The sequence below is a fragment of the Pseudomonas sp. GL_139_B genome (assembly GCF_057834475.1).
This window is the reverse complement of record NZ_CM174403.1, coordinates 4284220-4308887: the sequence shown is the minus strand read 5'-3', so window position 1 is coordinate 4308887 and position 24668 is coordinate 4284220. Positions and strand designations below refer to the sequence as shown.

The 24668-nt window shown below is 58.2% G+C and carries 17 protein-coding genes; 6 read left to right on the top strand and 11 right to left on the bottom strand.

Translation table 11 applies throughout. The features are described 5' to 3' along the window. The first annotated feature begins 38 nt into the window (after positions 1–38). Positions 39–7601: an SDR family NAD(P)-dependent oxidoreductase gene (locus tag AC3ISI_RS19665; protein WP_489333412.1), complete on the top strand. Its 7563-nt coding sequence runs from the start codon at positions 39–41 to the stop codon at positions 7599–7601. An 8-nt stretch (positions 7602–7609) separates the two neighbouring features. Further along, a complete protein-coding gene (locus AC3ISI_RS19660; protein ID WP_489333411.1) occupies positions 7610–8959 on the top strand; it encodes an aminotransferase class I/II-fold pyridoxal phosphate-dependent enzyme in 1350 nt (449 codons plus the stop codon). Between the two features lie 51 nt (positions 8960–9010). Here AC3ISI_RS19660 and AC3ISI_RS19655 read toward each other — a convergent pair whose 3' ends face one another. The 8 genes from AC3ISI_RS19655 to AC3ISI_RS19620 form a co-directional block, all read right to left on the bottom strand. Then, positions 9011–9469 carry an REP-associated tyrosine transposase gene (locus tag AC3ISI_RS19655; protein ID WP_489333410.1) on the bottom strand — a complete coding sequence of 153 codons (459 nt, stop codon included), beginning with the start codon at positions 9467–9469 and terminating at the stop codon, positions 9011–9013. Between the two features lie 231 nt (positions 9470–9700). Continuing rightward, positions 9701–11152 (bottom strand): capsular polysaccharide export protein, LipB/KpsS family, encoded by a 1452-nt coding sequence (locus AC3ISI_RS19650; RefSeq protein ID WP_489333409.1) that lies wholly within the window; start codon positions 11150–11152, stop codon positions 9701–9703. 11 nt (positions 11153–11163) lie between these two features. Then, on the bottom strand, positions 11164–11775 hold the full coding sequence (locus AC3ISI_RS19645) for a GNAT family N-acetyltransferase (RefSeq protein ID WP_489333408.1): 612 nt from the start codon (positions 11773–11775) through the stop codon (positions 11164–11166). Further along, positions 11768–13324: an LTA synthase family protein gene (locus AC3ISI_RS19640; RefSeq protein WP_489333407.1), complete on the bottom strand. Its 1557-nt coding sequence runs from the start codon at positions 13322–13324 to the stop codon at positions 11768–11770. Before AC3ISI_RS19640 ends, AC3ISI_RS19645 begins: the two co-directional genes overlap by 8 nt. Beyond that, positions 13317–14093, bottom strand: coding sequence for an SDR family NAD(P)-dependent oxidoreductase (locus AC3ISI_RS19635; RefSeq protein WP_489333406.1), 777 nt, complete (start codon positions 14091–14093; stop codon positions 13317–13319). The genes AC3ISI_RS19640 and AC3ISI_RS19635 overlap by 8 nt, the downstream gene beginning before the upstream one ends. After that, positions 14090–15349 carry a capsule polysaccharide biogenesis protein gene (locus AC3ISI_RS19630; protein WP_489333405.1) on the bottom strand — a complete coding sequence of 420 codons (1260 nt, stop codon included), beginning with the start codon at positions 15347–15349 and terminating at the stop codon, positions 14090–14092. The genes AC3ISI_RS19635 and AC3ISI_RS19630 overlap by 4 nt, the downstream gene beginning before the upstream one ends. Continuing rightward, entirely contained in the window at positions 15349–17376 is a 2028-nt protein-coding gene (locus AC3ISI_RS19625; protein WP_489333404.1) for a capsule polysaccharide biogenesis protein, read from the bottom strand. Before AC3ISI_RS19625 ends, AC3ISI_RS19630 begins: the two co-directional genes overlap by 1 nt. Before the next feature lie 293 nt (positions 17377–17669). Next, complete coding sequence (locus tag AC3ISI_RS19620) at positions 17670–18704, bottom strand: phosphotransferase (RefSeq protein WP_489333403.1); 1035 nt, start codon at positions 18702–18704, stop codon at positions 17670–17672. Between the two features lie 261 nt (positions 18705–18965). Between AC3ISI_RS19620 and AC3ISI_RS19615 the strand changes: the two genes are divergently transcribed. Then, positions 18966–19898 (top strand): KpsF/GutQ family sugar-phosphate isomerase, encoded by a 933-nt coding sequence (locus tag AC3ISI_RS19615; protein WP_489333402.1) that lies wholly within the window; start codon positions 18966–18968, stop codon positions 19896–19898. 251 nt (positions 19899–20149) lie between these two features. On the opposite strand, the gene AC3ISI_RS19610 is transcribed toward AC3ISI_RS19615, so the two are convergent. The 3 genes from AC3ISI_RS19610 to AC3ISI_RS19600 form a co-directional block, all read right to left on the bottom strand. Next, positions 20150–20443 (bottom strand): hypothetical protein, encoded by a 294-nt coding sequence (locus AC3ISI_RS19610; protein WP_489333401.1) that lies wholly within the window; start codon positions 20441–20443, stop codon positions 20150–20152. A gap of 504 nt (positions 20444–20947) precedes the next feature. Then, entirely contained in the window at positions 20948–21613 is a 666-nt protein-coding gene (locus AC3ISI_RS19605) for a DUF1796 family putative cysteine peptidase (RefSeq protein WP_489333400.1), read from the bottom strand. 487 nt (positions 21614–22100) lie between these two features. Beyond that, the gene (locus AC3ISI_RS19600) at positions 22101–22373 is read right to left on the bottom strand and encodes a hypothetical protein (RefSeq protein ID WP_489333399.1); all 273 of its coding nucleotides are present in this window, start codon (positions 22371–22373) and stop codon (positions 22101–22103) included. 72 nt (positions 22374–22445) lie between these two features. On the opposite strand from AC3ISI_RS19600, the gene tnpB (AC3ISI_RS19595) reads away from it, so the two are divergent. The 3 genes from tnpB (AC3ISI_RS19595) (at position 22446) to tnpB (AC3ISI_RS19585) (ending at position 24666) form a co-directional block, all read left to right on the top strand. After that, entirely contained in the window at positions 22446–22649 is a 204-nt protein-coding gene (tnpB, locus tag AC3ISI_RS19595) for an IS66 family insertion sequence element accessory protein TnpB (protein WP_489333398.1), read from the top strand. Between the two features lie 511 nt (positions 22650–23160). Continuing rightward, entirely contained in the window at positions 23161–24429 is a 1269-nt protein-coding gene (ltrA, locus tag AC3ISI_RS19590; RefSeq protein ID WP_489333397.1) for a group II intron reverse transcriptase/maturase, read from the top strand. Between the two features lie 33 nt (positions 24430–24462). Then, on the top strand, positions 24463–24666 hold the full coding sequence (tnpB, locus tag AC3ISI_RS19585) for an IS66 family insertion sequence element accessory protein TnpB (protein WP_489333396.1): 204 nt from the start codon (positions 24463–24465) through the stop codon (positions 24664–24666). Positions 24667–24668 lie beyond the last annotated feature (2 nt).

The following is a 24668-nucleotide window of genomic DNA, read 5'->3' as shown; positions in this document are numbered from 1 at the left end:
AGCTTGGAAAAGGGCTGGGGATTAAAGGATTAGCTGCAATGCGTAAGAAAGTTGCAATCATAGGGACGTCTCTCCGGTTTCCAGGCTCTACTTCTGCAACTTTTTGGCCGCACCTGCTAGATAGGCAGAGCTTTATCACCCAGGTGGATTCTTCTCGCTGGTCTAGAGACGAATTCCTGCACCCGGACAAAGCAAACCCTGCAACGTCCTACACCTTTGCTTCCGGATCCCTAGGCGATATTTCGACCTTCGACGCCGGATTCTTCAATATCTCTCCTCGTGAAGCGGCGGTCATGGACCCCCAGCAGCGTTTGTTGCTGGAGCTTGGCTGGGAAGTGTTTGAGAACGCTGGCGTCAAGCCGTCGAGCCTGCGTGGTAGCAATTGCGGTGTTTACCTGGGCATTGCCAGTGTCGACTACGGCTACCGTCTGGCCCATGACCTGTCGATGATCGACGCCGCCACCGCCACCGGCAATACCAACAGCATCGCGGCCAACCGGTTGTCTTTTTTCTATGACCTGCAAGGTCCGAGCATGGCCATCGACACGGCGTGCTCTTCTTCCCTGATCGCTTTTCACCAGGCTTGCCAGGCCATTCAGAACGGCGATATCGAACAGGCGATTACAGGTGGGGTCAGCCTGCACCTGCATCCTTTCGGCTTCCTGATCTTTTCCAAGGCTTCAATGCTATCGCGCACCGGGCAATGCCATGTGTTCGATGAGTCGGCGGACGGCTATGTCCGTTCCGAGGGCGCCGGGCTGTTTTATCTGAAGGATTACGACAAAGCGATCGCTGATGGCAACCAGATCCTCGCGGTCGTTGCCGGCAGTGCGGCCAATACCGACGGGCGCAAATCGACGCTGACCCTGCCCAGTGCAGATGCGCAGATTGCCCTGATGAAACAGGCCTACGACACAGCGGGCATTGATGCGGCAGATATCGATTACCTGGAGGCTCACGGCACCGGTACGCCAGTCGGCGACCCCATCGAGAGCCGGGCCATCGGTGAGGCACTGGGTCAGCAACGCCCGGCGGATCAGCCACTTCTGATCGGCTCGATCAAAAGCAATATCGGCCACCTTGAGGCTGCCTCCGGCGTCGCCGGCCTGATGAAAGCGCTGCACTGTGTGATCGAACGCAAGGTGCCGGCCACCATTGGCATCAAGAAGCTCAATCCGAATATTCCTTTTGCGGATCTCAACCTGAGTGTGGTCACCGAGACGCTGGCCCTCAAATCCAGTGGAAAACTGGTGGTCGGAGTTAACTCCTTCGGTTTCGGCGGGGCCAACGCCCACGTGATTCTGGAAAGTCCGCCGCAGGCAACGCAAGCCCCGAGCCCACCGCAACAATCCGTGCCGCTGATGGTTTCTGCCAAGGACAGCACCGCCCTGGCGGCCCAGTGTGAACAGCTCGCGCAATTCATGTCCGTGCCGAACGCGGCAAGCCTTTACGATGTTGCCTACCAGTCACTGGTGCGCCGCGAACTGCACCCGCAAAGGGTTGTGGTGTTCGGTGCGCAGGCTCAGGACAGCGCTCAGGCACTCCTGGATTTCGCCACGGAACCCGGTGTTCCGGCGTTGTCGACAGTGCTGGAAAGTGGTCGTGCCCTGGATCAGGCCAAAGGACCCGTGTTCGTTTTCTCCGGTAATGGGTCGCAGTGGCAGGGCATGGGCAAGTCATTGCTGGCCGACCCGCTGTTCCATCAGGCAGTTACTGAGCTGGACTCGATTTTCCAACCGCTGGCCGGTTATTCGTTGATCGCTGAACTGGCGGGTGAGTTGGGCGAAGACCGTTATCAGCTGACTGAATTTGCACAGCCGGCGCTGTTTGCATTGCAGGTGGGGGTTACCCGCATGCTCGCCGAAAAAGGCGTCGTGCCGGTGGCCGTCATTGGCCACAGCGTGGGTGAAGTCGCTGCCGCCTGGGCGTGCGGGGCGCTGACGCTGAGCGACGCCACCGCCGTGATCTACCATCGCAGTCGCTTGCAAGGCTTGACCAAGGGCTGCGGCAATATGTCGGCGGTCGGCTTGTCAGGTGCAGAGACCGCGAGCCTGTTGCAGGCGCTTGGCCTGGACAACGAGCTGGTGGTCGCCGGCGACAACAGTTTCAAAGGGGCGACTGTCGCCGGTCTGCCGGTTGCATTGGAACGCCTGGAAAATGCACTGACCGAGCGCCAGGTTTTTGCTCGTCGCCTGGGACTCGATTACGCGTTCCACTCGCCGGCGATGAATGTGATTGCCGATCAGGTGGTCGAAGCCTTGAGCAGCATCGTCCCGGGGCCTGCCCGTATTCCAATGTATTCGACCGTGACCGGCGACCTGTTGGCTGGCGAATATCTGGACGCCGAATACTGGTGGAAAAACATTCGTTATCCGGTGCTGTTCAAGTCTGCCAGTGAGGCCCTCGTCGAGCAGGGCTACAACGTCTTCGTGGAGGTCGGGCCCCATCCGATCTTGCGCGCCTATGTGGCCGACGCACTGACCCGTCAGGAACTGGACGGTGTCGTGATCCCGACGGTGCTGCGCGGTGAACAAACTTCACAGTTGATCGATCGCACGCTGGCCAAAGTGCTGATTGCCGGTGTCGACATCGATCTGCAATGCGTGTTTCCCGAGGTCGGGCGTTTCGTGCTACTGCCCAATTACGTTTGGCAGCGCGAACGTTACTGGCTCGCCGACTCGCCCGAGTCAAGCGGCAGCCTGCGCCGCGAACGCGTCCACCCGCTGTTGGGTTACCCGCTGCCCGAGCACGAGTTCACCTGGGACAACCGTCTGGATACGCAACTGTTCCCCACGCTCGGTGACCACCGGGTGGGCGACTCGGTGCTGTTCCCGGGGGCGGGTTTCACCGAACTCGCACTGGCAGCGGCATTGCAGTATCAACCCGGCGAGTTTGTTGAAATCGAAGAGCTGGAAATTCACAGCCCACTCTTGCTGCATCCGGATTTCAGCAAAAAAGTCCGCGTAACTATCGATAGCAGTGACGGAACGGTTTCCATCGTGTCGCGCACCACCGCCCAGGCTGAGCCGTGGGCGCAGCATGTGGTTGCCAGGCTTCCGGGTGAAGCACGCGGCGGCATGCTGGCCTGCGCCGCCCCGACGCTGCCGACGCGTGCGCCGGATTTCAATTCGTCCGGGCACCTCGCGCTGACCCGGGCCGTCGGCCTTAATTATGGTCCGGCTTATCAAGCGGTCGAGGCCGGCTGGATCGAGGGCAACCAGGTAGTGGCACGCTTGACGGTCCCGGCGCTGATCGAGGCCGAACTGAGCACTCTGAATCTGCACCCGGCGCTGCTGGACGGTGCTTTCCAATTGATCACCCAACTGTTGAGCCAGGATGCCGGGTGCCGCAAAGACCTGGCCTTTATCCCGGTGAAACTGGGGCGAATCTGTTTTGCTGCCGGCAGTCTTGCGCCTTGCCTGGCCCAGGTCACCCTGGTGAAACGCTCGGAGCATTCGTTGCTGGCGGATTTCACGCTGTTCGATGCCCAAGGCAATGCGGTCATCTGCATCAAGGACGCGCGTTTTCGTGGAGTACGACTGCACAAGGATCGCAGCGGTGACATCAAGCTGGCGGACTTTGTCGGGGTTGCCAAACCCTATCCTGCCAATGCGCGCGCCTTGCCAATGGTCAGTTCTGGGCTGCAGGTGAAGCTGCAGCAGCACCTTGGCACTCTCGCGGACGATGACGGGTTGGCCCGGTATGCCAATGAAATCGACCCGTTGCTTGATGGCCTGTGCGGCAGCTTCCTGCTCGAAGCGGTCGAGAAACTCGGCGGTCAACTGACGCGGCAGCAGTACGCCACTTGGGAATCTGGCAGTTACCTTGACCATTTGCTGAATCAAGCCATAGAGGATGGCAGCCTGGTCACGGTCGGCAACGACGTCTGGCAGTTGGCCGACCAGGGCGAACGCTCGCGTGCACAGGACATCTGGCAGGAACTGTTCCGCAGTTATCCCGAGCACTTCCAGATCATTCATTCGGTTGGCCGCATCGGCATGCACCTGCTGGAGTTGATCAGTGGGCGGATGAGTCTTGCGCAGCTTTTGCCGAGGGAAACCACGCCCGCCGTATTGACCCGCCTGGTGCTCGGCGCGTCCGGCCACTACGCATTGCTGGGCGGTCTGCGAGAGCACATTGCGCAACGCTTGAGTGCTCTGCCTGACGGGCAGCGCTTGCGTATTCTCGAGCTTGGCTTCGAGGGTGCGCCTTTGGCGGCTGATCTGTGTGTCGGGCTGGATTTTGATCGGGTCGATTATCAGTACGTGGCACAGAACATTGAAGCGGCATCGATGCTCCAGACTGACTTCCCGGATCTACAGATGCTGAACCTGGAAGAGGCGGAAAAAGTCGCCCGGGTGCCGGCGAACGGTTTCGATCTGGTCCTCGTCGCCACTGATCTGGCGCCGCTGGAAGCCCTCAGTCAAGGTCTGCAACAGGGGGCCGCAAGGTTGTGTGCCAATGGCGAAGTGCTGCTGCTCGCGCAACATCCTGCACGCTGGGCCGACTTTACTTTCGGCGCCGAACCTTCCTGGTGGCTGGCCCGCCAAGGGCAGCAGGCGCTATCGGTGCAGCAGACGCCAGGCTTCTGGCAGCAGGAATTGCGGCGCCATGGCCTGACGGTATCCGAGCCGCTGGAATTTATTCCGGAGTCGGCATCCGGCAGTTATCTGTTGGTGGCCGCCAAAGATGGGGTGCAGACCCTCGCGGTTGCTCCCGAGTATCCGCGTCAACGCTGGTTGCTGGTTGCTGACGAGCTAGGGCCTGAAGGCTCATTTGCCCAGGCACTGGCGTCGGTCTTGCGCGTGCAAGGTCAGGACGCCGCACTGCTCGCACCGGGCTCGGCAGTGGTTCTGGCGCAACAGTTGATTGAGGAGGCAGCGGCGCCTCAGCACATTGTGCTGCTCGCGGGTTTGTTCGCCTCCCAAGGGCTGGATGCGCAGGCGGATCGGTGCATGCTCGCCGCAGCCATTACGCAGGCCTGTGAGTCGGCCGGCATCGCCGCCGATTGCTGGTTGCTGACCTCCGGCGCAGCGGTTCATCTATTGCCGCAAGGTGCCCGGCCGGAAGCGACCGTGGTGGACATCGCCGACGCGGCCTTGTGGGGCTTCGGTCGGACCCTGAGCAACGAAGCTGTCGGCTGTCGTGTCCGCCTGCTCGATCTGGCGCTGGGGGCCGGTGTCGAGCCTCTGGTTCAGGCACTGCTCAACGCTGATGAAGAAACTGAACTGGCGATCAGTGCGGCGGGCGATCGTTATGTCGCGCGGCTGCGCATCCAGCCCGATGGGGTGTCGAGTAACGCTGCGCTGGAGGCTTCGGCCCAGGTCAAGCTCGGATTCGATTTGCCGGGACAGCTGCGCCATTTGCGCTGGGAAGCGCGGGCGCCACGGTTGCCGGCTGACGACGAACTGGATATTGAGGTTCAGGCCACGGGTCTGAACTTCCGCGACGTCATGTATGCGTTGGGCCTGCTGTCCGATGAAGCGATCGAAAATGGCTTCTCGGGACCGACGCTTGGCTTCGAGTTTGCTGGCGTGGTGCGGGACAAAGGGGTGCGGGTCGAAGGCGATTTCCAGCCGGGCGACCGAGTCGTCGGCTTCGGTCCGTCAAGCTTCGCCAATCGTCTGGTCACCAACGCCAATGCGGTGGCACGCATTCCTGACGGTATGTCTTTCGAGGCAGCGGCGACCATCCCGAGTACCTTCTTCACTGTGTACTACGCGGTGCATCACCTGGCGCGCCTTGAGCCGGGAGAGAAGATCCTCATTCACGGCGCAGCGGGCGGCGTGGGTATTGCCGCGATCCAGATTGCCAAATGGTGCGGTGCCGAAATCTATGCCACCGCGGGCAGCGACGAAAAACGCGATTTCCTGCGGCTGATGGGCGTCAAGCATATCTTTGACTCGCGTTCGTTGGCGTATGCCGATGACATCCTGGCCATCACCGATGGCCGCGGCGTGGATGTGGTACTCAACTCGCTGGCGGGGGAGGCGATCAATCGCAATCTGCGAGTACTTAAGCCGTTTGGCCGGTTCCTCGAACTGGGCAAGCGCGACTTCTACCAGAACACCAAAATCGGTCTGCGACCTTTCCGCAATAACATCAGCTACTTCGGCATCGACGCCGACCAACTGATGAGCGAGCGCCCGCAGCTGACCCGTCGCCTATTCGGCGAAATGATGGAGCTGTTCCGCGAGGGCGTTCTGAGCCCGTTGCCGTACCGCGCCTTCGATGCCAATGAAGTGGTCGAGGCGTTCCGCTACATGCAGCAGGCACGTCAGATCGGCAAGATTGTCGTGACGTATCGCACGCCGATCCAGGGCGTCGTCGCGACGTCGGTCGCGCCAGCACCGGAGTTGACATTGGCCGCTAACGCCAGCTACCTGGTCACCGGTGGCCTCAGCGGTTTTGGCCTGCGCAGCGCCCAATGGCTGGTGGAAAAAGGCGCTCGTCATCTGGTCCTGCTAGGTCGTCGCGGAGCCGCGACGGAGGAGGCGCAACCCTTGTTGGCGCTGTGGCGCGAGCAGGGTATCGAGGTCCAGGCGCTGGCCTGTGACATCACCGATCGTGCGCAACTGGCATCCGTTATGGCGCGCATTGACGCCAGCGGTCAGCCCTTGCGTGGCGTGGTGCATGCGGCAACGGTGTTCGATGACGGTTTGATCCGCAATTTGACCCGCGAACAATTGCAACGAGTCCTCGAGCCCAAGGCCAAGGGCGCGCAGTACCTCCATGAGTTAACGGCCCATTTGCCACTGGACTTCTTCGTGCTGTTCTCCTCGGCAACCACCCTGTTCGGTAATCCGGGGCAGGCCAACTACGTTGCCGCCAACCATTGGCTCGAAGCACTGGCGCGCCATCGCCTGGCGCTGGGGTTGCCGGCCACCAGCGTGCTCTGGGGGGCCATCGATGACGCGGGTTTCCTGGCTCGCAATCAGGACATCAAGGACGCACTGCAAAGTCGTATGGGCGGTGCAGCCTTGCAATCGCAAGCGGCGCTGCAGACCCTGGAACGCTTGCTGTTGCAGCGTCGTTCGGGGCTGGGCGTGCTGGAACTGGACTGGAAGGCGCTGTCGCGTTTCCTGCCGGCAGCCGGCTCGCCCAAGTTCAATGAACTGGCGAGGTTGTACAGTGGTGAGCAGGACGACGAAAGCGATGCCGACGATATTCAGCGACTGTTGGCCGAAATGGATGACCCTGAGCTGATCGAACTGTTCAGTGAAATGCTCAAGCAGGAAATCAGCGAAATCCTTCGTTTGCCTACCAGTAAACTGGACGCCACCCGACCGCTTCAAGAGTTGGGTCTGGACTCGTTGATGAGTGTCGAACTGGTGGTGGCGGTCGAGGAGCGATTTGGTGTGCGTCTGCCGGTCATGGAGCTGAGCGAAGCGTCGAGCATCGGCAAGATCACCGTTCGAATCCTTGAACTCCTGCGCGGTCATCAGCAAGGCGATGTGCAGCCGGATGCCGAAAATAGACTGCAGCCGCTGGCGAGCGAAACGTATTCGCGTCATGGTGTCGATATTTCCCGTGGCGATATCGCGCAGTTAAGCGCGGGCCTCGATGCTCAGGATTCCAAACTTTCACGCTTGATTAATTGATCCGGACCATGACCCATACAACCTCGCCCAAGCTTGCCACTTCGATGAAAGACAAGCTGATCCAACAGGCACTGCAACGGCGTCTGCGCAAAGCCGGCAATAGCGTATCCAGCCCATCGCTGGAGGGGCTCAAAAGTGCCCCGCGCGAGGGGTTCGGGCAATTCTGCCGATTTGACCAGTTCCCCGGCTATCAGCAGTTACGCATCATGCTCGACGGCGCCGCGCACTTTGGCCTGACCAATCCGTTCTTCAAGTTGCACGACGGGTTGGCGGGAGCCGAAACCGTCATGGACGGTAGCCGTTACGTGAACTTCGCGAGCTATAACTACCTGGGCTACTCAGGACACCCGGTGGTCGCCGAGGCCGCCAAGGCCGCCATTGATCAATATGGAACGTCGGTATCGGCCAGTCGCCCGGTGTCGGGCGATCGTCCGATTCATCGTGAACTGGAGCAGGAACTGGCTCGCCTCTATGAAGTGGACGACGCCATTACCTTCGTCAGTGGCCATGCGACGAACGTCACTACCATTGGCTATTTGTTCGGTCCGCGGGATCTGATTCTGCACGATGAACTGATTCATAACAGCGTGCTGCAGGGCATTCAGTTGTCTGGTGCTCGGCGCCTGAGTTTTGCTCATAACGATTGGGAAGCGGTCGATCGTGTGCTGAGCGATCAGCGTCAGCATTTCGAGCGGGTGTTGGTGGTGCTTGAAGGCATTTACAGCATGGATGGTGACTTCCCGGATTTGCCTCGATTCGTCGAACTCAGGAGCAAGCACCAGGTCTTGCTGATGGTCGATGAAGCCCATTCGCTGGGCGTCATGGGGCAGACCGGGAAAGGCATCCGTGAGCATTTCGGTCTGGCCGGCAGTGACGTGGATATCTGGATGGGCACCTTGAGTAAAAGCCTGGCCAGTTGCGGTGGTTACATCGCCGGTGAGTTGGCGTTGGTGGAACATCTCAAATTCCTGGCCCCGGGATTTCTCTACAGTGTCGGCATGCCGCCATCGGTGGCGGCAGCAGCATTAGCGGCGCTGCGTTGCCTGCCAGAAGATGGCGAGCGCGTCGCCACTTTGCAGGCGCGTGGCAGGCAATTCCTCGAACTGGCCAGGGAAGCAGGCCTGGACACCGGCACCAGCACCGGTCTGGCGGTAGTTCCGGTCATCACCGGCAGTTCGCTCAAGGCGACCCAATTGTCCAGTGCGTTGTCCCGTCGTGGAATCAACGCCCAACCCATCTTGCATCCGGCGGTGCCCGAGAAGTCGGCGCGAGTGCGCTTCTTCGTGTCATGCCTGCACACCTCGGAGCAAATTGCCGAAACCGTCGCCATCGTTGCGCAGGAACTGCGAAAGCTCTAAGGCGAGCGGCCAGAAGATCGATGCGGCGTGCCTTCGCCGGCAAGTCCACCTTCACAGCCATTTGGCATCCCACAGCGGATAATCATGAGCACGCCTGACCAGGTCGGCGCGCAATGGGTTGGCGATGATGTAACGGGCCACCGTCAACAGGTTTTCTTCGCGGCGGATGGCGCGATCATGGAAGCCTTTTTGCCAAAATCGGCCTGAGCGACCCAGGTAGGTATTGATCTCTCTCGCGCTACGAGATTTGGTGGCAAGCATCAACTCCGCCAGCGTGCTGTTCTGGCGTTCGACCAGCCAGTGAAAATGGTCGGGCATTGCCACCCAGGCCAGGGAATCTGCCCGTCCTTCTGTCATGGCCAGACGAAACTGATCCACCACCAAACGTCCTGCTCGCCAATCGCTGAACACCGGTTCACGCCGATGGGTCACCGCAGTGAGTAGGTAGATTTGTCCGGCTTGGGAATGGCGACCGATGCGCAGATGGTTGGCGTCGGAACGAGTAGGCAATCCTTTGCCCTCCTGTATAGGTTGAAAAGGGTAAGGCTAGGGCGTTGACGATTGAACGTCGTAAAAGTTTGGAACCGGATGTGTACGGGCCGGCTACTCCGGGGTTGGTTTCGTGCGAAAAATCATGGCGTGTACGGTGGTTTTGTAGGAGCTGGCTTGCCAGCGAAGGCGGTCTTGCGACGTGCGGCGGCTGCGGGGGCGCCTTCGCCGGCAAGCCGGCTGCTACAGGGGTTATAGCGGGAACATGCCTTTGAGGTAGCGGCGAACCTGTCGATAGCGCGGGCAGTTTTCGAGTAGGCCAGGTGTGTTTTGTGCGCGGTGTTCCAGCGCCTGCTGTTGGCTACACGGCATGCCACGGACTTGCGCCAGTTGTTGTACATCGCCGTCGCAACGCTGGAGGTTCACGCGGGCTGTTGCGTTGTCTTGGCTGATTCGCCAAAGCGGTACGCCCTGTGCTGCGGCACGTGATGACAGATCGCGGGGTTCATGGGCGCTCCATACCAACACCTTGCCGTTTTCGCGCGCCACGGTCGTCATCAGGTCGGCGCTATTGTGGGAGAATTTCACTCGGCCCCAACGGCTGTCGAGCAAGCGGCGGATTGCCGGTTGCTGGCGCCGAGGTACGCCAAGCACGGTCAATGCGCCGGCGAACTGGCTGTCCTGTTGTTTTTGCCGGGCCAGTTGCCGAGCCACGGTCATCACGTCGCAGCGCTGATCGGTCAATGGGTCCACATAGCGGCAATAGCGAATGTAGGCGGCGGCCACCAGTTGCTCCAGCGTGGGCCGGGCCTGGCGTCGCGGGATCGGCAAGCGATCATCGGTCAGCCCCCAGCCGGCGTAGAACGGTAGCCCGAAACACGTCACCGGTACATCCTGAATCAACGCTTCCAGCCCGGCCTGGCTGGTGCCGACATATACGCGTCGGGCCCGGCTCGCCAGCGAGGCCCAGGATACGTGGCGGTTCTCCAGCGCGACGCCCCGTGCAAGGGCTGCGTCGAGCAGGCAGCTTTTCTTGTGACCGTTGATGCAGTCAGGGTGAATCCGCACCCGCACGTCCGCATCGGGGTTTTCCGCCAGCGCCGCATCGAGCATGCGGATAAAGTCCGCTTCGCAAAGCCCGCCGCCAGGTATGGAAAAGTCGCCGTAGGTCTGGTCCACCACCAGGATCAGCGGTTTGTCGCGGCCAAGGGCGTCGTCATCGGTCAAATCCGGAGCGTTGTTGTATTTGCCGATCCCGCTGCTGCGCATCAGGGCAATCAACGCCTGGGCGGTTGCCAATTCCTCAGCCGTCAAGGTGTGCGGGGTTTGCAGAATGTTTTCCAGCAACGACGGACGATCGGCCAGGTAGTGAATGCCGATGGGATCGACCACCATCGACATCGGCGTATCGCCTTCCACCCCCAGCGAAGAGGAGCGCAGAAAGCCGTCCTCCAACGCCACATAAGGAATGCCCCAGCGTTTGCACAGTACCCGGGCATGGTTGGACGAACTTTTGTAGCCGATCCCCGAAATCGCCTTCAAACCTTCGGGCCGTTGTTGGCCGCGTCTCCACAACCAGTAGGGTTGCCCTTCAGGGTCGAGAAACTCACGCAGGTGGTGCACTTTCCACATCACCCACTGCGACATGATGCCCACCCAGCCGGGGCCTTCCACCAGTGACTCAAGGGGAACCGATCGACTCATTTCTTCACCGCTCATGGCTGGGATGTCATCGAGCGACGCATGTTGATCACCGCCGGGAAGGGCAGCAGGCGCCCAAGCCAATTCACCGCAGTGGTCCGGATCCGGGTGAATCCCATATGCGCATAGAGCCGCTGGGCCCTCACATTTTTCACCTGAACCTCCAGCTCTACCCGGTCATAGCCGGCTTGCCGGGCCTGATCAAAGGTCGCGGCCAGCAGCGAACTGGCAATGCCCTGATGCCGTGCATGTTTGATCACATGCAGGCCATAGAGATAAAAGCCGTAGTACCACTCACGACCTTCGGTGATCGCAAACAGCAGGTAGCGCAATACACCCTGCCACCAGCCGAATTCGCGCAAAAAAGGCCTGATGCCAGGTGAAAATGGCCCGCGTCGATGATGTTTGAAGGCGGCATAGCCAAGGGTGGTGCAATTGCGGCGGGCGATCAGAATCCGGTCCCAGTTGATCGACTCGGCCAGCAGCCGATAGCGGCAGGCTTCATCGCCGAGAAAGAAGGCCAGCGAATTGCGGCCCGAAGTGATCATCCGCGCGATTGACTCATCAGGTTCCAGCAAGCTGGAACCGAGGGCAATCCGCAAGGGGGCGATGTCGATGTCAGCCATGGGTTGCGGTCCGGGCTTGCTTTGCGATGGATTGCTGGCTGCTGTTCAAGTGGTCGACGAAGGACTTGGCCAGCTGTTCCACGCCTATTGGCCGGGGCGCGTTGGAGGACGGAGCCTGATTGGACCAGATGAAGTAATCCGTATCGCCATCGGGTGCGCCCAAGGCGGTATACACATCCGGGAGAATGGGCACGTGGTCGCCAAAGAAACACAGCCCGGTAGACGTCGGGCTGGCCAGCAGGTACTCGCGCAACTTGCCGAGCATCCGATCAGCATTGCTCAGGTGACGCAAATAAGGCGCCAGGTCTCGCAGGCCGTCCGGCAGCGGACGATCGAACCAGCTTGGCAACTCGGCCGCGTCAACCTGCTCCAGTTGCAGCGGTCCATGGTTCTCCATTGTTACGGCGTGGATATACAAGGGCTGGGTGCGCGCGCTGTCGTCGAGCAGTTCGATGATCTTGTCTGCCACGGCACAGTCGCCAATAAAAGGTCCGGCCTTTTGCCCGTCATTGAAGCTGCGCACATCGATGAACTCATCGAATCCCAGTGCCGGCAGCACGCGGTCACGGCCATAAAAGCTACCCGCGTAAGGGTGAATGCACACAGTGCGATAACCCCGGCGCTTCATCTCGGCGGCGACGCTTGGCAACCCCTGGCGGGCCAGGTGGCGATAAGGATTGAAGCGATGAACGCCCAGCCTGTCGCCGGCAATCCCGGTCAGGAAGGCGAACTCGGTGCGCACGGTATTGGCGCCCCAGGCCGCGACTTTCAGGCGCCCATGGGCCCTGGCTTCGGTGCGCAGCACATCGTATTGGCTCAGCACCTGCTCGCGGATACCGGGCCACAATCGGCGAATATCGAAAAACGATTCGCTCTGCACCGAGACCAGGTCAGGCAGCGCCTCGTCAGAAGGGGTACGAATCGATTGCGCACTGATCGCAAAAGGCGAGCCCAGTGTGTCGATGGGCACCTTGCGCCGGGCTGCGCAAAAGTAGGTCCACAAACTGGCGGCCAATCCCCAACGGCGTAAATCCAGGCTGGCGTCGTAGCTCGGTTGGAGCGGTTTCAACGCGCCGATGACCAGCACCACCACGGCACAGGCCAGTGCCATAGCCGCAGTTGCCAACGCATCACTGGCAGCGGCCTCGAAATACAATCCGCAGGCCAGGTAGGCGACAAAGGCCAACGCCAGCCCAATGGTTTTGCCGATGCCGAAGAAGGGCAGGTACAGACGCGGGAAACGCACCGCGTCGCTGAAATACTCAAAGTCCGCGCACACAAAGGGTTCGCGCAACGAGTGATACTTCGAATTGCTCACCAGTACGATCAGCAGCCAGAGGGCCAGCACATTCACCGCACTGAAATACGGGCGTCCGGTCAGGCCATAAAGCACGGCAACCGAGAATAACCATACCCCGGCGTGCAAAAACCAGCTGCGCAGCGGTCGGCGCAACGTGGGCCTGGGAGCCAGCAGCGCTTCGATGGCGCAGGAGAGCAAAAAACCACCCAGGATGACCCAGGTGAAAGCACTGTTAAAAAAGTCAGGCACCGTAGTCCAGCCATCGCAAAATTACAGAAGACATCCGTGGGGGAATCACGCCCAGGGCCCAGCATCCAAGGTTCAAAGGGAAGGGAAAACTGATTCGCGCCTGGTTGGCTGCCAGGCCCCGGCGAATCCGCTGCGCGGCTTTGTCCGGGTTCCACAGCAACGGCTTCGGTCCCGGCATTTCAAAGCACATTTTCGATTCAACATAACCGGGCATGATCACGTTGATGCGCACGCCGTCGGCGGCCACCAAGTCGCGCATGGATTCGCCGTACGCCTTGATTGCCGCTTTACTGGCGCTGTAGCTCGGCGTGGCCGGCAGCCCGCGCCAGCCGGCGAGGGAACTGAACAGCGCAATCTGCCCGTGCTTACGTGCACGCATCGCCGGCAACGCCGCTTGTACCGTGGCAATGGCGGCCATGACATTGACCTCGATCACCGCCTGAGACAACGCCCACTCTTCATCCTCGGCATTCGGGCCGCTCGCCGTGTTGAGCCCGGCGCCGACAATGATCAGGTCTGGCTGCTCGGTTTCGCTGATCCGGGTAATCCATTCACGCACCGCCTCCAGGTCCTGCACGTCCAGTGCATGGAGGACGACCCGGGCGCCGGCAGCGCGACACTGTTCGGCCATTTCCTCCAGGCGTTCGGTGCGCCGACCTTGCAAAATCAGGGTCATGCCGGGTGCCGCATAGGCGGGTGCCAGTGCGCCGCCGATGCCACCTGTGGCACCGGTGATCAGGATGCAGCGCGGTTTTTTCAACAGCGTCATAAGTAGCGTTCAATCCGAGAGGTTTTGGCCAGCAGTACTTCCAACGAGTTGTTCACAGCCATGTCGATCCCGCAGCGCGTATAGAAGCCGCCATTGACCTGGGTGGTGTGAATCACCGTGCTGCGAAAGCGCTGGAACAGCGTGGTGTCAGGCGGTTCCGGCGTGTGCCAGAAATCGTCGAGGCTGCCCTGGTGGGTGAGCCCCTTGAGGTTGTAGATCGGGTCGCTGAGGGCGATGGTTGGCACACTGTGCATCAGCGACGAACCGCCCACGGTGCTGTTGACCGTGACCACGCCCGCGACATGCGACAGCAAGGTCGGCATGTGACCGCTTTCGAGGAAGTCCACCCGATCGGCAATGCCGTATTTGTGGGCAATGCGCCGGGTGATCCGGTGGTAATTGATGATGCCCGGGGTCAGCGGGTGGTTTTTGACCACCAGGCGCGTGTCACTGCCGGCATGGCGGGCGAACGAACCCAATACGTGCTTCAGCACATCCTTCATGTGTTTGAACGGCGAGTGGTCGCGGATCTGCGCGTCGCTGTCCAGCTGCAGTGGCAGCAGGAACGTGCGATAGCGATTGTGCGCCACTTGACTGATCACCTCGGAATCGCGGCCCTTGGCACTGACCAGGCGAAGGCCCTGGCGAATGTAGCCCGCATATTCCACCGCCGCGTTGTACGGCGCGTGGGTGTTGTAGTGGGGGAAGATCACTTTGTTCAGTGCGCCACCGACGTGGTACATCACATCGTGCAGGGCCCTGGAGGCAAAGGACAAGCGGAACGAATTACCGTTGTGATAGCGGGGAATGTACTTGCCCACCTCCCGATACCAGTCCGGATCACGCGGCAGCAGCGAGTGATTGTTCACGCCATTGCGCTCAAGGGTGATCCAGTAGGGCCGGAAGTAACCTTCTTCAAACACATGCACGCGAATGCCCAGCGACCTGGCCAGCTCCACCGCCGGCTGATGCACCGGACGGCAGTCGCCGAACAGCACCACGTCGGTAGTGTGGTCCGCCCTGAAACATTGGCTGTAGAAATCCATCAGCTGCTCGGGGCGAGCGGAATAAAATACCCGCGCGCCGCTGCCGTACAGGATGTCGCCCATGTTGAAGTTGACCGACTTGACCAACTGTCCCTCGGACCGCAGAGCCTTTACCAGACGCGCAAAAAACGGCGAACTGACGCCCTGCAAGAACAGGAACGAGTTGCGCGGTTTCACCGATACCGGGCGCGGGGAGCGCGCGACAGGCACTACGAGTTTTTTGGGCGTGGTCTTAACGCGGTGAGGAGCAAACGCTGGATCATCTCTCGCCATGTTGGACGTCTTCCATGTGTAGGTACTTCATCCCAATGTTGAATCTCGACTAACGTACGTTCGGGAGTCGTGAATTTTTTAGTAATGCGACTGACATAGGTCGGGTAGCGGATCAGGGTCGCGGCCACCAGTTCGTCCAGGCTCAGGCGCCGGGTGCGGCGCGCCTGGACGTCGGGGCTAAGGTCTTTGTCCCGGGTCAAACCCCAACCGGCATAAAACGGCTGGCCGTAGGTGGTCACGGGCACACCGCGCAACAAGGCTTCGAAACCCGATTGCGAGGTCAGCACATGCACTTCATCCACTTCAGTCAACAGCTCATGAAACGGCACATCGCCGACCACCTGATTGCACCAGTCGCTGGTGCGCTCTTCGTCAATGCCTGCTTCGCGAGTGCCGGCCAGCACTTCCGGATGCGGCTTGTACAACAGCCATGCCATCGGATGGTGCTGGCGCACCGCTTTGAGCAAATCGATGTTGCGTCGGATACGGTGCGCGCCGTAGCGAATCGAGGCGTCGGACTCGACCTGACCCGGTACTAGAATCACTTGCCCGGCGCCGGCGGGACGTTTCCACGTGGTGCCGGGCAGGTTGTATTTGGTCACGCCGGCAGCGCAGATCGCTTCGCGCAAGGCTGCTGCCCGTTGCAATAAACCCGGACTGCACGGTTCGTGTTGCAAGAGATGTTCGAGGCGCGAAGGACGGGTGGCGTCGTAGTAAATGCCCAGGTCGTCGAAGACCCAGGACAATGGCCGGGTTTTCTTCGCACCCAGGCCGACGGAGCGCAGGAAGCCGTCTTCGACGCGGCCGAGGTGGCTACCGACTTTTTTGCTCAACGGCGCATCGTGCTGGCAACCCCACGTGATGACCGGCTCGATGCGACGACGGGAAAAGCGACCGAGGAAGCGAATCGATGAACCATTGAAAAAGTCCAACACCAACGGTTGCTTCCATTTGCTGAAACCGACCATCTGCAAATCTTGCGGCAACCGACTGCGCATCCGCCGTTGCAGACCGAGCCAGGCCAACACGGTCTCGGGCTGGCAAGGCGCGCCCGTTTCCGGGTCGACGTAGCGCGGGTATTCCACCAGCGCGGCATGCAGCAACTGTTCAAGGCTGACAGGTTGACGTCGCTCGGGAGCGGGCAGGGCATCATTGGTCAGACCCCAGCCGGCATAGAACGGCATGCCAAAGGTGCACACCGGCACGTCCCACAGCAAGGCATCGAAGCCCAGTTGCGAAGTCATCACGTACGCAGCCTGCACGGCGGGCAGCAATTCAGCGGGGTGAACGTTATGGCTGATCAGATGAACCCGTGGGTGCTTGCGCAGCGCCGCCAGATCGAAGTGACCTTGCTTGCGCCCGGCCACCACGTCCGGGTGAACCTTGACCACCACCGTGCTTTGCGGGTGCCGGGCCAGCGCGGCTTCGAGCATTCGCTCGAAATCGGCGACGGTGGCGCCTTGCAGTGAGGCATCACCGCGGGTCTGATCGGCGACCAGCACGCACGGCTGCGGCAATGTGCAGGCTTCGATGCGAGCGCCGTTGTATTTGGACACGCGCTCTTCACACCAACTTGCTTGCAAGGCACGGGCGCGCAGGATCTGTGCTTCTGTGAGCGGCACAGGAATCAGTTGTTCCAGGCGAGAAGGAGCGGTGGCGTCGTAGTAGATGCCCAGCGGGTCGACGATCAACGACAGCGGCGGGTCTTCGGCACCCAGGCCCACCGAACGCAAAAAGCCGTCTTCGACGGTGAGTAGCGGCAATCCGGCAGTTTCAGCGGCCTCTTGGGCGCGCATCGCACTGGGTTTGCGTCCCCACGCGAGCACCTCATCGGCCTGGGCAATGTCGCGCACCGTGCCACACAGCAGCAGATACTCAGGCAGCAGGGCAGGGAGCGTGGGGATCTGTTGCGCACCTTTAGACAGAATCAGCAAAGCGCGGCGGTTTGAAGCGACATTGTCCATAAAAAAACAGCGGATATCCCTAAGTGGTGCACACATCTATCAGGCTCGAATACGTGCGAACCTGTAAAAAATGTCGAATAAAATTTGCCGCAAATAGTAATACATATGGCACGTCGCCATTCACAAAAAATTGACCAAACGCACGGTTTTTTCACATCTTGTGTGAAATTTTATTTTGATAGCTGTAACGGCGTAAACAGTCCGATGGGCGGCTTGCTTCTTGGGTATCGGCGAGATTGACAACGGCTTTGCTTTCTTCGTTGCAACTGGCTCGCCGCGACAGCGAATTCACGTCATGCGTCGCCGGCAAGCGCCCCTTTTTCCAGCAGGTACTCATATTTTTCGTGCAGCAAATCCAGTTTGCCCCGTTGCTGATAATCGGCAATCGTCTTGGGGCGCAGGAAATGCCAGAGGGAGTTTTGCAGGAAAAAATAGTCAACGTTACGCAATGCACTTTGCACGTCGAAGCGTCCATCCAGCGCATCGGCATAGGCACTCAGGAACTCCGCACGGACCTTGGTAAAACGTGCCATGTCCCCTTGGCGGAAAATCCCACTGAGGTACGCGCCGCCATCAAAACCGATCCGGCCGACCTTCACCTCACTCCAGTCGATCATCTGCAAGCCTTCGGGCGAGACAAAAAAGTTCTTGGCCAGGTAATCCATATGGCAAAAACAGCGCTGGGTATGGCTGGCGCGAGACTGGGCGCGACGCAGTCCCGGCTGCAAACCGCGCAGACGCTCGGCCAGGCCGCGAAAACGTGCGTCATCAGCGGGCAGTTCGATGAGGGAGGGCAGGTAGCGTACAAAGTTGAAGCGCCAGCGCAGCAGGTACCAAGGGCGGAAATAATCCATTTCCCAGAACCGATACCGTTGACGCCAATTGGCAGGTTGCAGGAATTGATGGGACAGCATCTCGATTTCGGCGATGCCCAGGGCAATTTGCGGCGCAACTCTGACCATCCGTGGCGCCGGGCCTTCAACGAAACGTGTGAAGACCAGGCTTTCCCGCGGCGTTTCAATGACCCCCAGACAACCGGGATGCCGGAAATGCACGCTGCCTGCCAGCACATCGCGTTCGCGGTAAAAGCGCGACTCCAGACTTGAGATGAACAACAGTTTGCGGATCGACTTTTCCACCACATCCAGTGTGGTGCCGCTAGGCAGGTGGGTCAGGCGGTGATGGCGTACGTAGTTGACGAACGAGGCATTGGACTCAAGATCACGGGTGTTGATGCTGTACTCAACCAGCGGGTGACCGAGCACGTGGCTCAAGCGTTTTTCCAGAGTGGAATGCCCCCACCAGAAGGCATTCTTGCGGGCAAACATTCCATGTCGCTTTGATTCGATATCCATGGGTTCCAACTGTTAACAACTACTCAAATGCCGATCTGAACGTGTATGTCTCCGGATCAGACGCGGCGCGATAGTACGGATTCCATCGCCTCATTGCCACGATCGCGGTGCTGGAGACAAAAGAACTTACGAAATTTCCTACACGTCGATCAGATTAAACCTGCGTCACGTTTCCTGCCGTCGCCTCAACCGGTAACATACGCGTCACTTAAATCAAGGAACGATAGCGTCCCCATGAATCACCTTCCAATCGCCAAAGAAGCCCTTAGCGCCCAGGCGCAAGCCATTAGTCAGCTTGCCGAACGCCTCGACGGCGAGTTTCAGCGCGCTGTTGAACTCATCCTCGGCTGCAAAGGCCGCGCCGTCGTGTGTGGCATGGGCAAGTCCGGACTGATCGGGAAAAAGATGGTAGCGACCTTCGCCTCCACCGGCACCCCGAGTTTCTTCCTGCATCCGGCTGAAGCCTTCCACGGCGACCTGGGCATGCTTAAGCCGAGCGACGTGTTAGTCCTGATCAGCTACAGCGGCGAGACAGAGGAAGTGGTCAAGCTGATTCCGAGTATCAAATCTTTCGGTAACAAGATCATCGCCATGACCGGCAATGGAAAGTCGTCCCTGGCCAAACACGCCGACATCTGGCTGGATATCTCGGTAGAGCGCGAAGTCTGCCCGAATAACCTGGCACCGACCACCTCGACCTTGGCGACCATGGCCATGGGCGATGCCCTGGCTGTGGCCTTGATCGAAGCCATTCAATTCAAGCCGATGGACTTCGCCCGTTACCACCCCGGCGGCAGCCTCGGCCGCAAACTGCTGACTCGTGTCAGCGATGTCATGCACTCGCCAGCACCAATGGTGACCCCGGGCACCAGCTTCCACGATTGTCTGATGATGATGACCAAAAGCCGGTTGGGGCTCACCATGGTTATTGATGAAGGCGTTTTGGTTGGTATCGTCACCGACGGCGACCTGCGTCGCGCATTACTGGAAAACCAAGGTGTGATCCACACCACTGTCGCCCACTTCATGACTGCTAACCCGCATACGATCAAGGATGATGCGCAATTGTCGGAAGCTGAAGCCTACATGCTCGATAAGAAAATTCGTGCCTTGGCGGTTACCAATAGCGAAAACGCTGTAGTAGGCGTCGTCGAGATCTTCGACTGATACCGCCAACCTCCGGACTCCAACAGTTCCTGCAATCCCTCGCGATCCCACACGACCTCTGTAGGAGCTTGCCAGCGAAAGCGCCTGCAAGGGCGCCTTCGTTATAAGGATGTTCTCACCCACCAGGCGTGGGCGCGATGTATCCCGCCAAAGCCCACATGTCGGCCTGCATAAACGATAACGGGGCCCAACTTCGGCCCGGTTATTCTCTACTATGAATGACTCGTAGTCTTACTGCGCCATCTTCGCCATCACCTGCGCATAACCCGCAGCAGCGCCCAGTACCGCATCCTTACCCTGAGCAAAAGAATACAGTCCGCCACTTCACGAAACCCATCGGTACCGCCCGCTGTATTCAATGCATGGGTGGGGGCCGCTTTCACGTAAACCGGTACATCTGCCACGGCAAAAGACAATGTGCAGGCCACGAAAGCCAGCAGATCGATGCAGTCGTCACCGATGCGCGCCGTTTGCGCAGCGCTGACACCTGCTTCGGCCATCAACTGGTTGCAGGCAGCCTGCTTGTCCTTCACCGCCGCCCGCACACCATTCTCCTTCAGTAACCGCTGCTCATGCCATCACGCACATTGGTGATCACCGTGCGAATGTCGTTGAGGGTCTACTCAATGGTATTGTCCTCCGTAGCTTGCTTGGATAATCGATTAGCTATGATGATGTTTCCGAATCTTTTTTCGTGTCATTCATGGTTATACCGAAGGTCAAGTTAGCAGCCTTGGCGTCTGTATTCTGGCGCGAGGATCTAACTAATAAAAGTCTGGGTGTAATGGTTTCTGCTGGTGCGACTTCCAAAATTCGCTGTGGTACTCAGCTACTCGCTATATCGAAGATAAAGATTTTGTCTTATCTAAGAAGCGCTGTTCGTCGCTGAGTTTCTAGGGCGTGGGTGGTTACATCTTGCGGGATGGTAAAGTGTAGATTAAGTATGGTATTTGATTCTAGAGTTACCCGCATTCAGTGTGGCGATCTTTTGCTAAAATTAGTATGGCGTGCCGTTGTTTAATTGTTTTTCGCGCGGGCACGCGTTGAAATTATAGAAAGGTTTCGGTTGAATTGGATCTTATTTTGTTGATGAGCTCAAACCATTCTTCGTTGGATCCTTCCCAGCGAGCTTTTTCGCCCCGCCCTACGTGCATAAAGCTAATTCTGCTATCGAGTTCATGAGTTTCGATTTCGAAATTCATGCACTGAGAGTCTCGAATAAATACAATTCTGAATTTTAGATTTGGTACTGCATTTTGAATGGATAATGGTAATTGATTTAATTGGGCTGTAGTAATTTTTTCTTTATCTTTGGCGTATGGCCAAGCAACAGCTGGCAGTGCGTGTCCGCCAAATCTAATAAAAACTACTTCATCTTCTGTTTTTTTAAGTTCTTCTACCAATTTTTTGTGTTTGTATAAGAGTTTATTTTTGGTTTCCTCGGTTTTCTCGGGCTCAATTATCGCGACTTTGTCTTGCCCTCTTCGGTACTCATGATGATACAAAACTCCGTATGTTTTGCATTCCACAGAGTTTGAGGGTTCGCCGATAAATATATCTTGCGAAAAGTGTTCGCCTGCGCTGTTAAATATTTTTGATACTGAGTGTAGTGGAGTTACTAGCCAGTCGAACGCCCCGCTGATGAATTCCTCACCACAATGCGCTTTTAATTGGTAGCTAACTTGGCACCATGCTCCAAGGCTTACGAACAACATTATGCCTCCATTTTCATTTTATTTTAGTATCGCCTTGCGATATTTTTCGCTAGACAATATTTGTGATTGTAGCAAATCTACGAATTCTATCAATCTGGAATGTAAGCGCTCCATAAACCCCGCTATTAAAATCATCATCTGATCCTCGATGCTGTGCTCCCGATTTTTTTCCGGAGCCTGCACCTCATGATGCGCCCCGACGCAAATTTCGAAAAAGTCTAACTCTACCCCAAGTCCGTCGCCTTCCGAAAATCACTCGACCGTCCCACCGCTCAAGTCGAATTGGACATTAAGGTCGCGGTGTTTGGGTACCCTATACACGCGAGCTAACGATGCATCCTTATCCCACAACCCGCTTCTGCGTCAAAATCCAAGGCGGGAGCCGTATGCGGTGTAACTGATCCATAAACCCCACCTATCCAAACAGGCGGCGCCTGAGGTGGGGAGGAATCAAATCATGCTGGTGCGGAGGCCATTCGCGGCGCAGCTACTTCATTTTTTGTGGTTTGATATCCACTACCGTCCGCGCTTGTACGTTTTTGATCGGTGACAGCAAGTGCGGCGAAATATTCCAGCGTTGACTGGTGTCGGTTACTACTGTGACGGTCTTGCGGTTGAACTTCATGACGGTACCGGACAGGCGCTCACCACTGGGTGAGTCGAAGCTTACCCGTGCTCCTGGATGGAACTGCATCATCGATTTATGAGCCTCCAGCGATTCCAACATCTTCAGCCGTTCGATAATGTGTAAGGGATCCATGAACCCCACATTCAAAGCCGCCTATTGAAGCCTGATGCTGTGCTCTCGATTTCTTTCCGGAGCCAGCCCGTCATGATGCGACCCGACACCAAAGTCGAAAAAGTGTACCTCTACCCCAAGCCTGTCGACTTCCGTAAATCCATCGACGGTCTGGCCGCGCTGGTCGAGCTGGATATTAAAGTCGCCGTATTCGACCCGGTGCTTTTCGTATTTCTGAATCGCCACCGTAACCGAGTGAAGATCCTCTATTGGGGTGTGTCACGAACGCTGGCGTAATCCAGCGAAGCTGTATCAAAGATGGGAGTAGGCCTCCCGGAGTCTGCTTGCAGGAGCTGGCTTCAAACCGCCCGGTGCTGCTGCGTTCAAAAGGCGTGGTGGTGAGCGACCGTTGGAAAAGGCGCCGATAACGGCGTCAGGTACGTATTGAGAAGATGAGCGAAAGCAAACCGTCCGAAGACGCATCGTTAAGGATTCAAGCGCTGTCAAAACCGAGGTCGCCCGTTAGCCTCGGGATTAGTCTGGAAGATACCTGTCTACTGTCCAGATGGCAGCCGGTGTATAGGCGGCATGAGCTCAATACAGGCTTTGATATGGAACGTGAGAACCTCGCCTTTGATGCCAAGGGAAATGACAAGCGGCTACCACCGCAAGGAAGAATACCGATGCAAAGGCCGAGGGGCGGAGTCATTCGTAGTAGTGATGAAGTTCTTGTAATGAGAATGGAGCGAAGGGATGGCGTTGCCCAGCTCGCTTATGTCGTCAACCGGCTTCGGCGGGGAAGAGCGGCATGAGCGCAGCAAAGTCGTACAGCATTTCCAAACTGACAGTTTGGGAGGCCTTCCAGCGAGTGAAAGCCAATCGAGGAGCCGCTGGGATAGATGAACAATCTATTGCCCAGTTCGAGCAGAAGCTGCAACGGAACCTGTACAAGGTTTGGAATCGCATGTCGTCGGGTTCCTATTTTCCGCCACCGGTTCGGCAGATGGAAATTCCGAAGCAATCAGGAGGCAAACGCAAGCTGGGTATTCCAACAGTAGCCGATCGGGTGGCTCAGACTGCTATCAAGTTGCTTATAGAGCCGAGTCTGGACTGTCTGTTCCATCCGGACTCCTATGGATACCGGCCGGGAAAGTCAGCCAAACAGGCAGTGGAGATCACTCGCAGGCGTTGCTGGAATATTAATTGGGTGGTGGAGTTTGATATCAAGGGAGCCTTTGATCACATTGATCATGAGCTGCTGCTCAAAGCGGTCAGGCATCACATAAAGGATGACTGGATTCTGTTGTATATCGAACGGTGGCTTAAAGCGCCGTTTGAGACTGCTGATGGCGTTCAGATTCCGCGTGAAAGCGGTACACCCCAAGGTGGGGTTGTCAGTCCCTTATTGATGAATCTGTTTATGCACTATGCGTTCGATGCCTGGATGCAACGGACTTTTCCAGGTTGTCCATTTGCACGCTACGCCGACGATGCGGTGGTTCACTGCCGTAGCGAAAAGCAGGCGTGTGAAGTCATGGCGGCAATCAAGGCACGGTTGGAAGTATGTCTGCTGACCATGCACCCGGAGAAGTCGAAGATTGTTTATTGCAAAGACAGTAACCGCAAAGCAGCGTACCCAACGACGCAATTCACGTTTCTGGGGTTCACCTTCCGGCCGCGGGCGGCATGGGGTAATAATGGACGCCGGTTTACCAGCTTCCTGCCCGGTGCTAGCAACGTGGCTCTGAAACGGATGCGTCAACAAACTCGCAGCTGGAATATCCAGCGGCAAACACCAGCCAGCCTTCTTGAACTGTCAAAACAGTACAACGCTATCCTTCAAGGGTGGTGGAACTACTATGGAGCCTTTTACAAAACGGTGATGCGCAAGGTCTTCAATCACTTTGACTTGAAGCTGCAACGCTGGGCCCGTCAGAAGTACAAACCACTGTCGGGGCACAAGCGCCGCAGTGTTGATTGGCTCAACCGGATGAAGAAGGCATGTCCATCGTTGTTCGTGCACTGGCATGTCTATGGAAATGAGGCTCGACCGGGCAACGGGAGCCGTATGAGTTGAGAGACTCACGTACGGTTCTGCGAGAGGCTGAAGGTGAAACCCCTATGGCCTACTTACCAGCGCAACGGCTTCTGTCTTTGGCTCAAGCGCCTGGAGTCCGAGCGGTTCAAAACGTCGCCTGATGCCACCGACGAAGCCATCGTATTGAGCGTCCAGGAGCTGAACTGGCTGCTCGACGGTTTTGATCTCTGGCGCAACCGTCCGCATCAGGTTCTGACTCCACGTTTCGTGGCTTAACC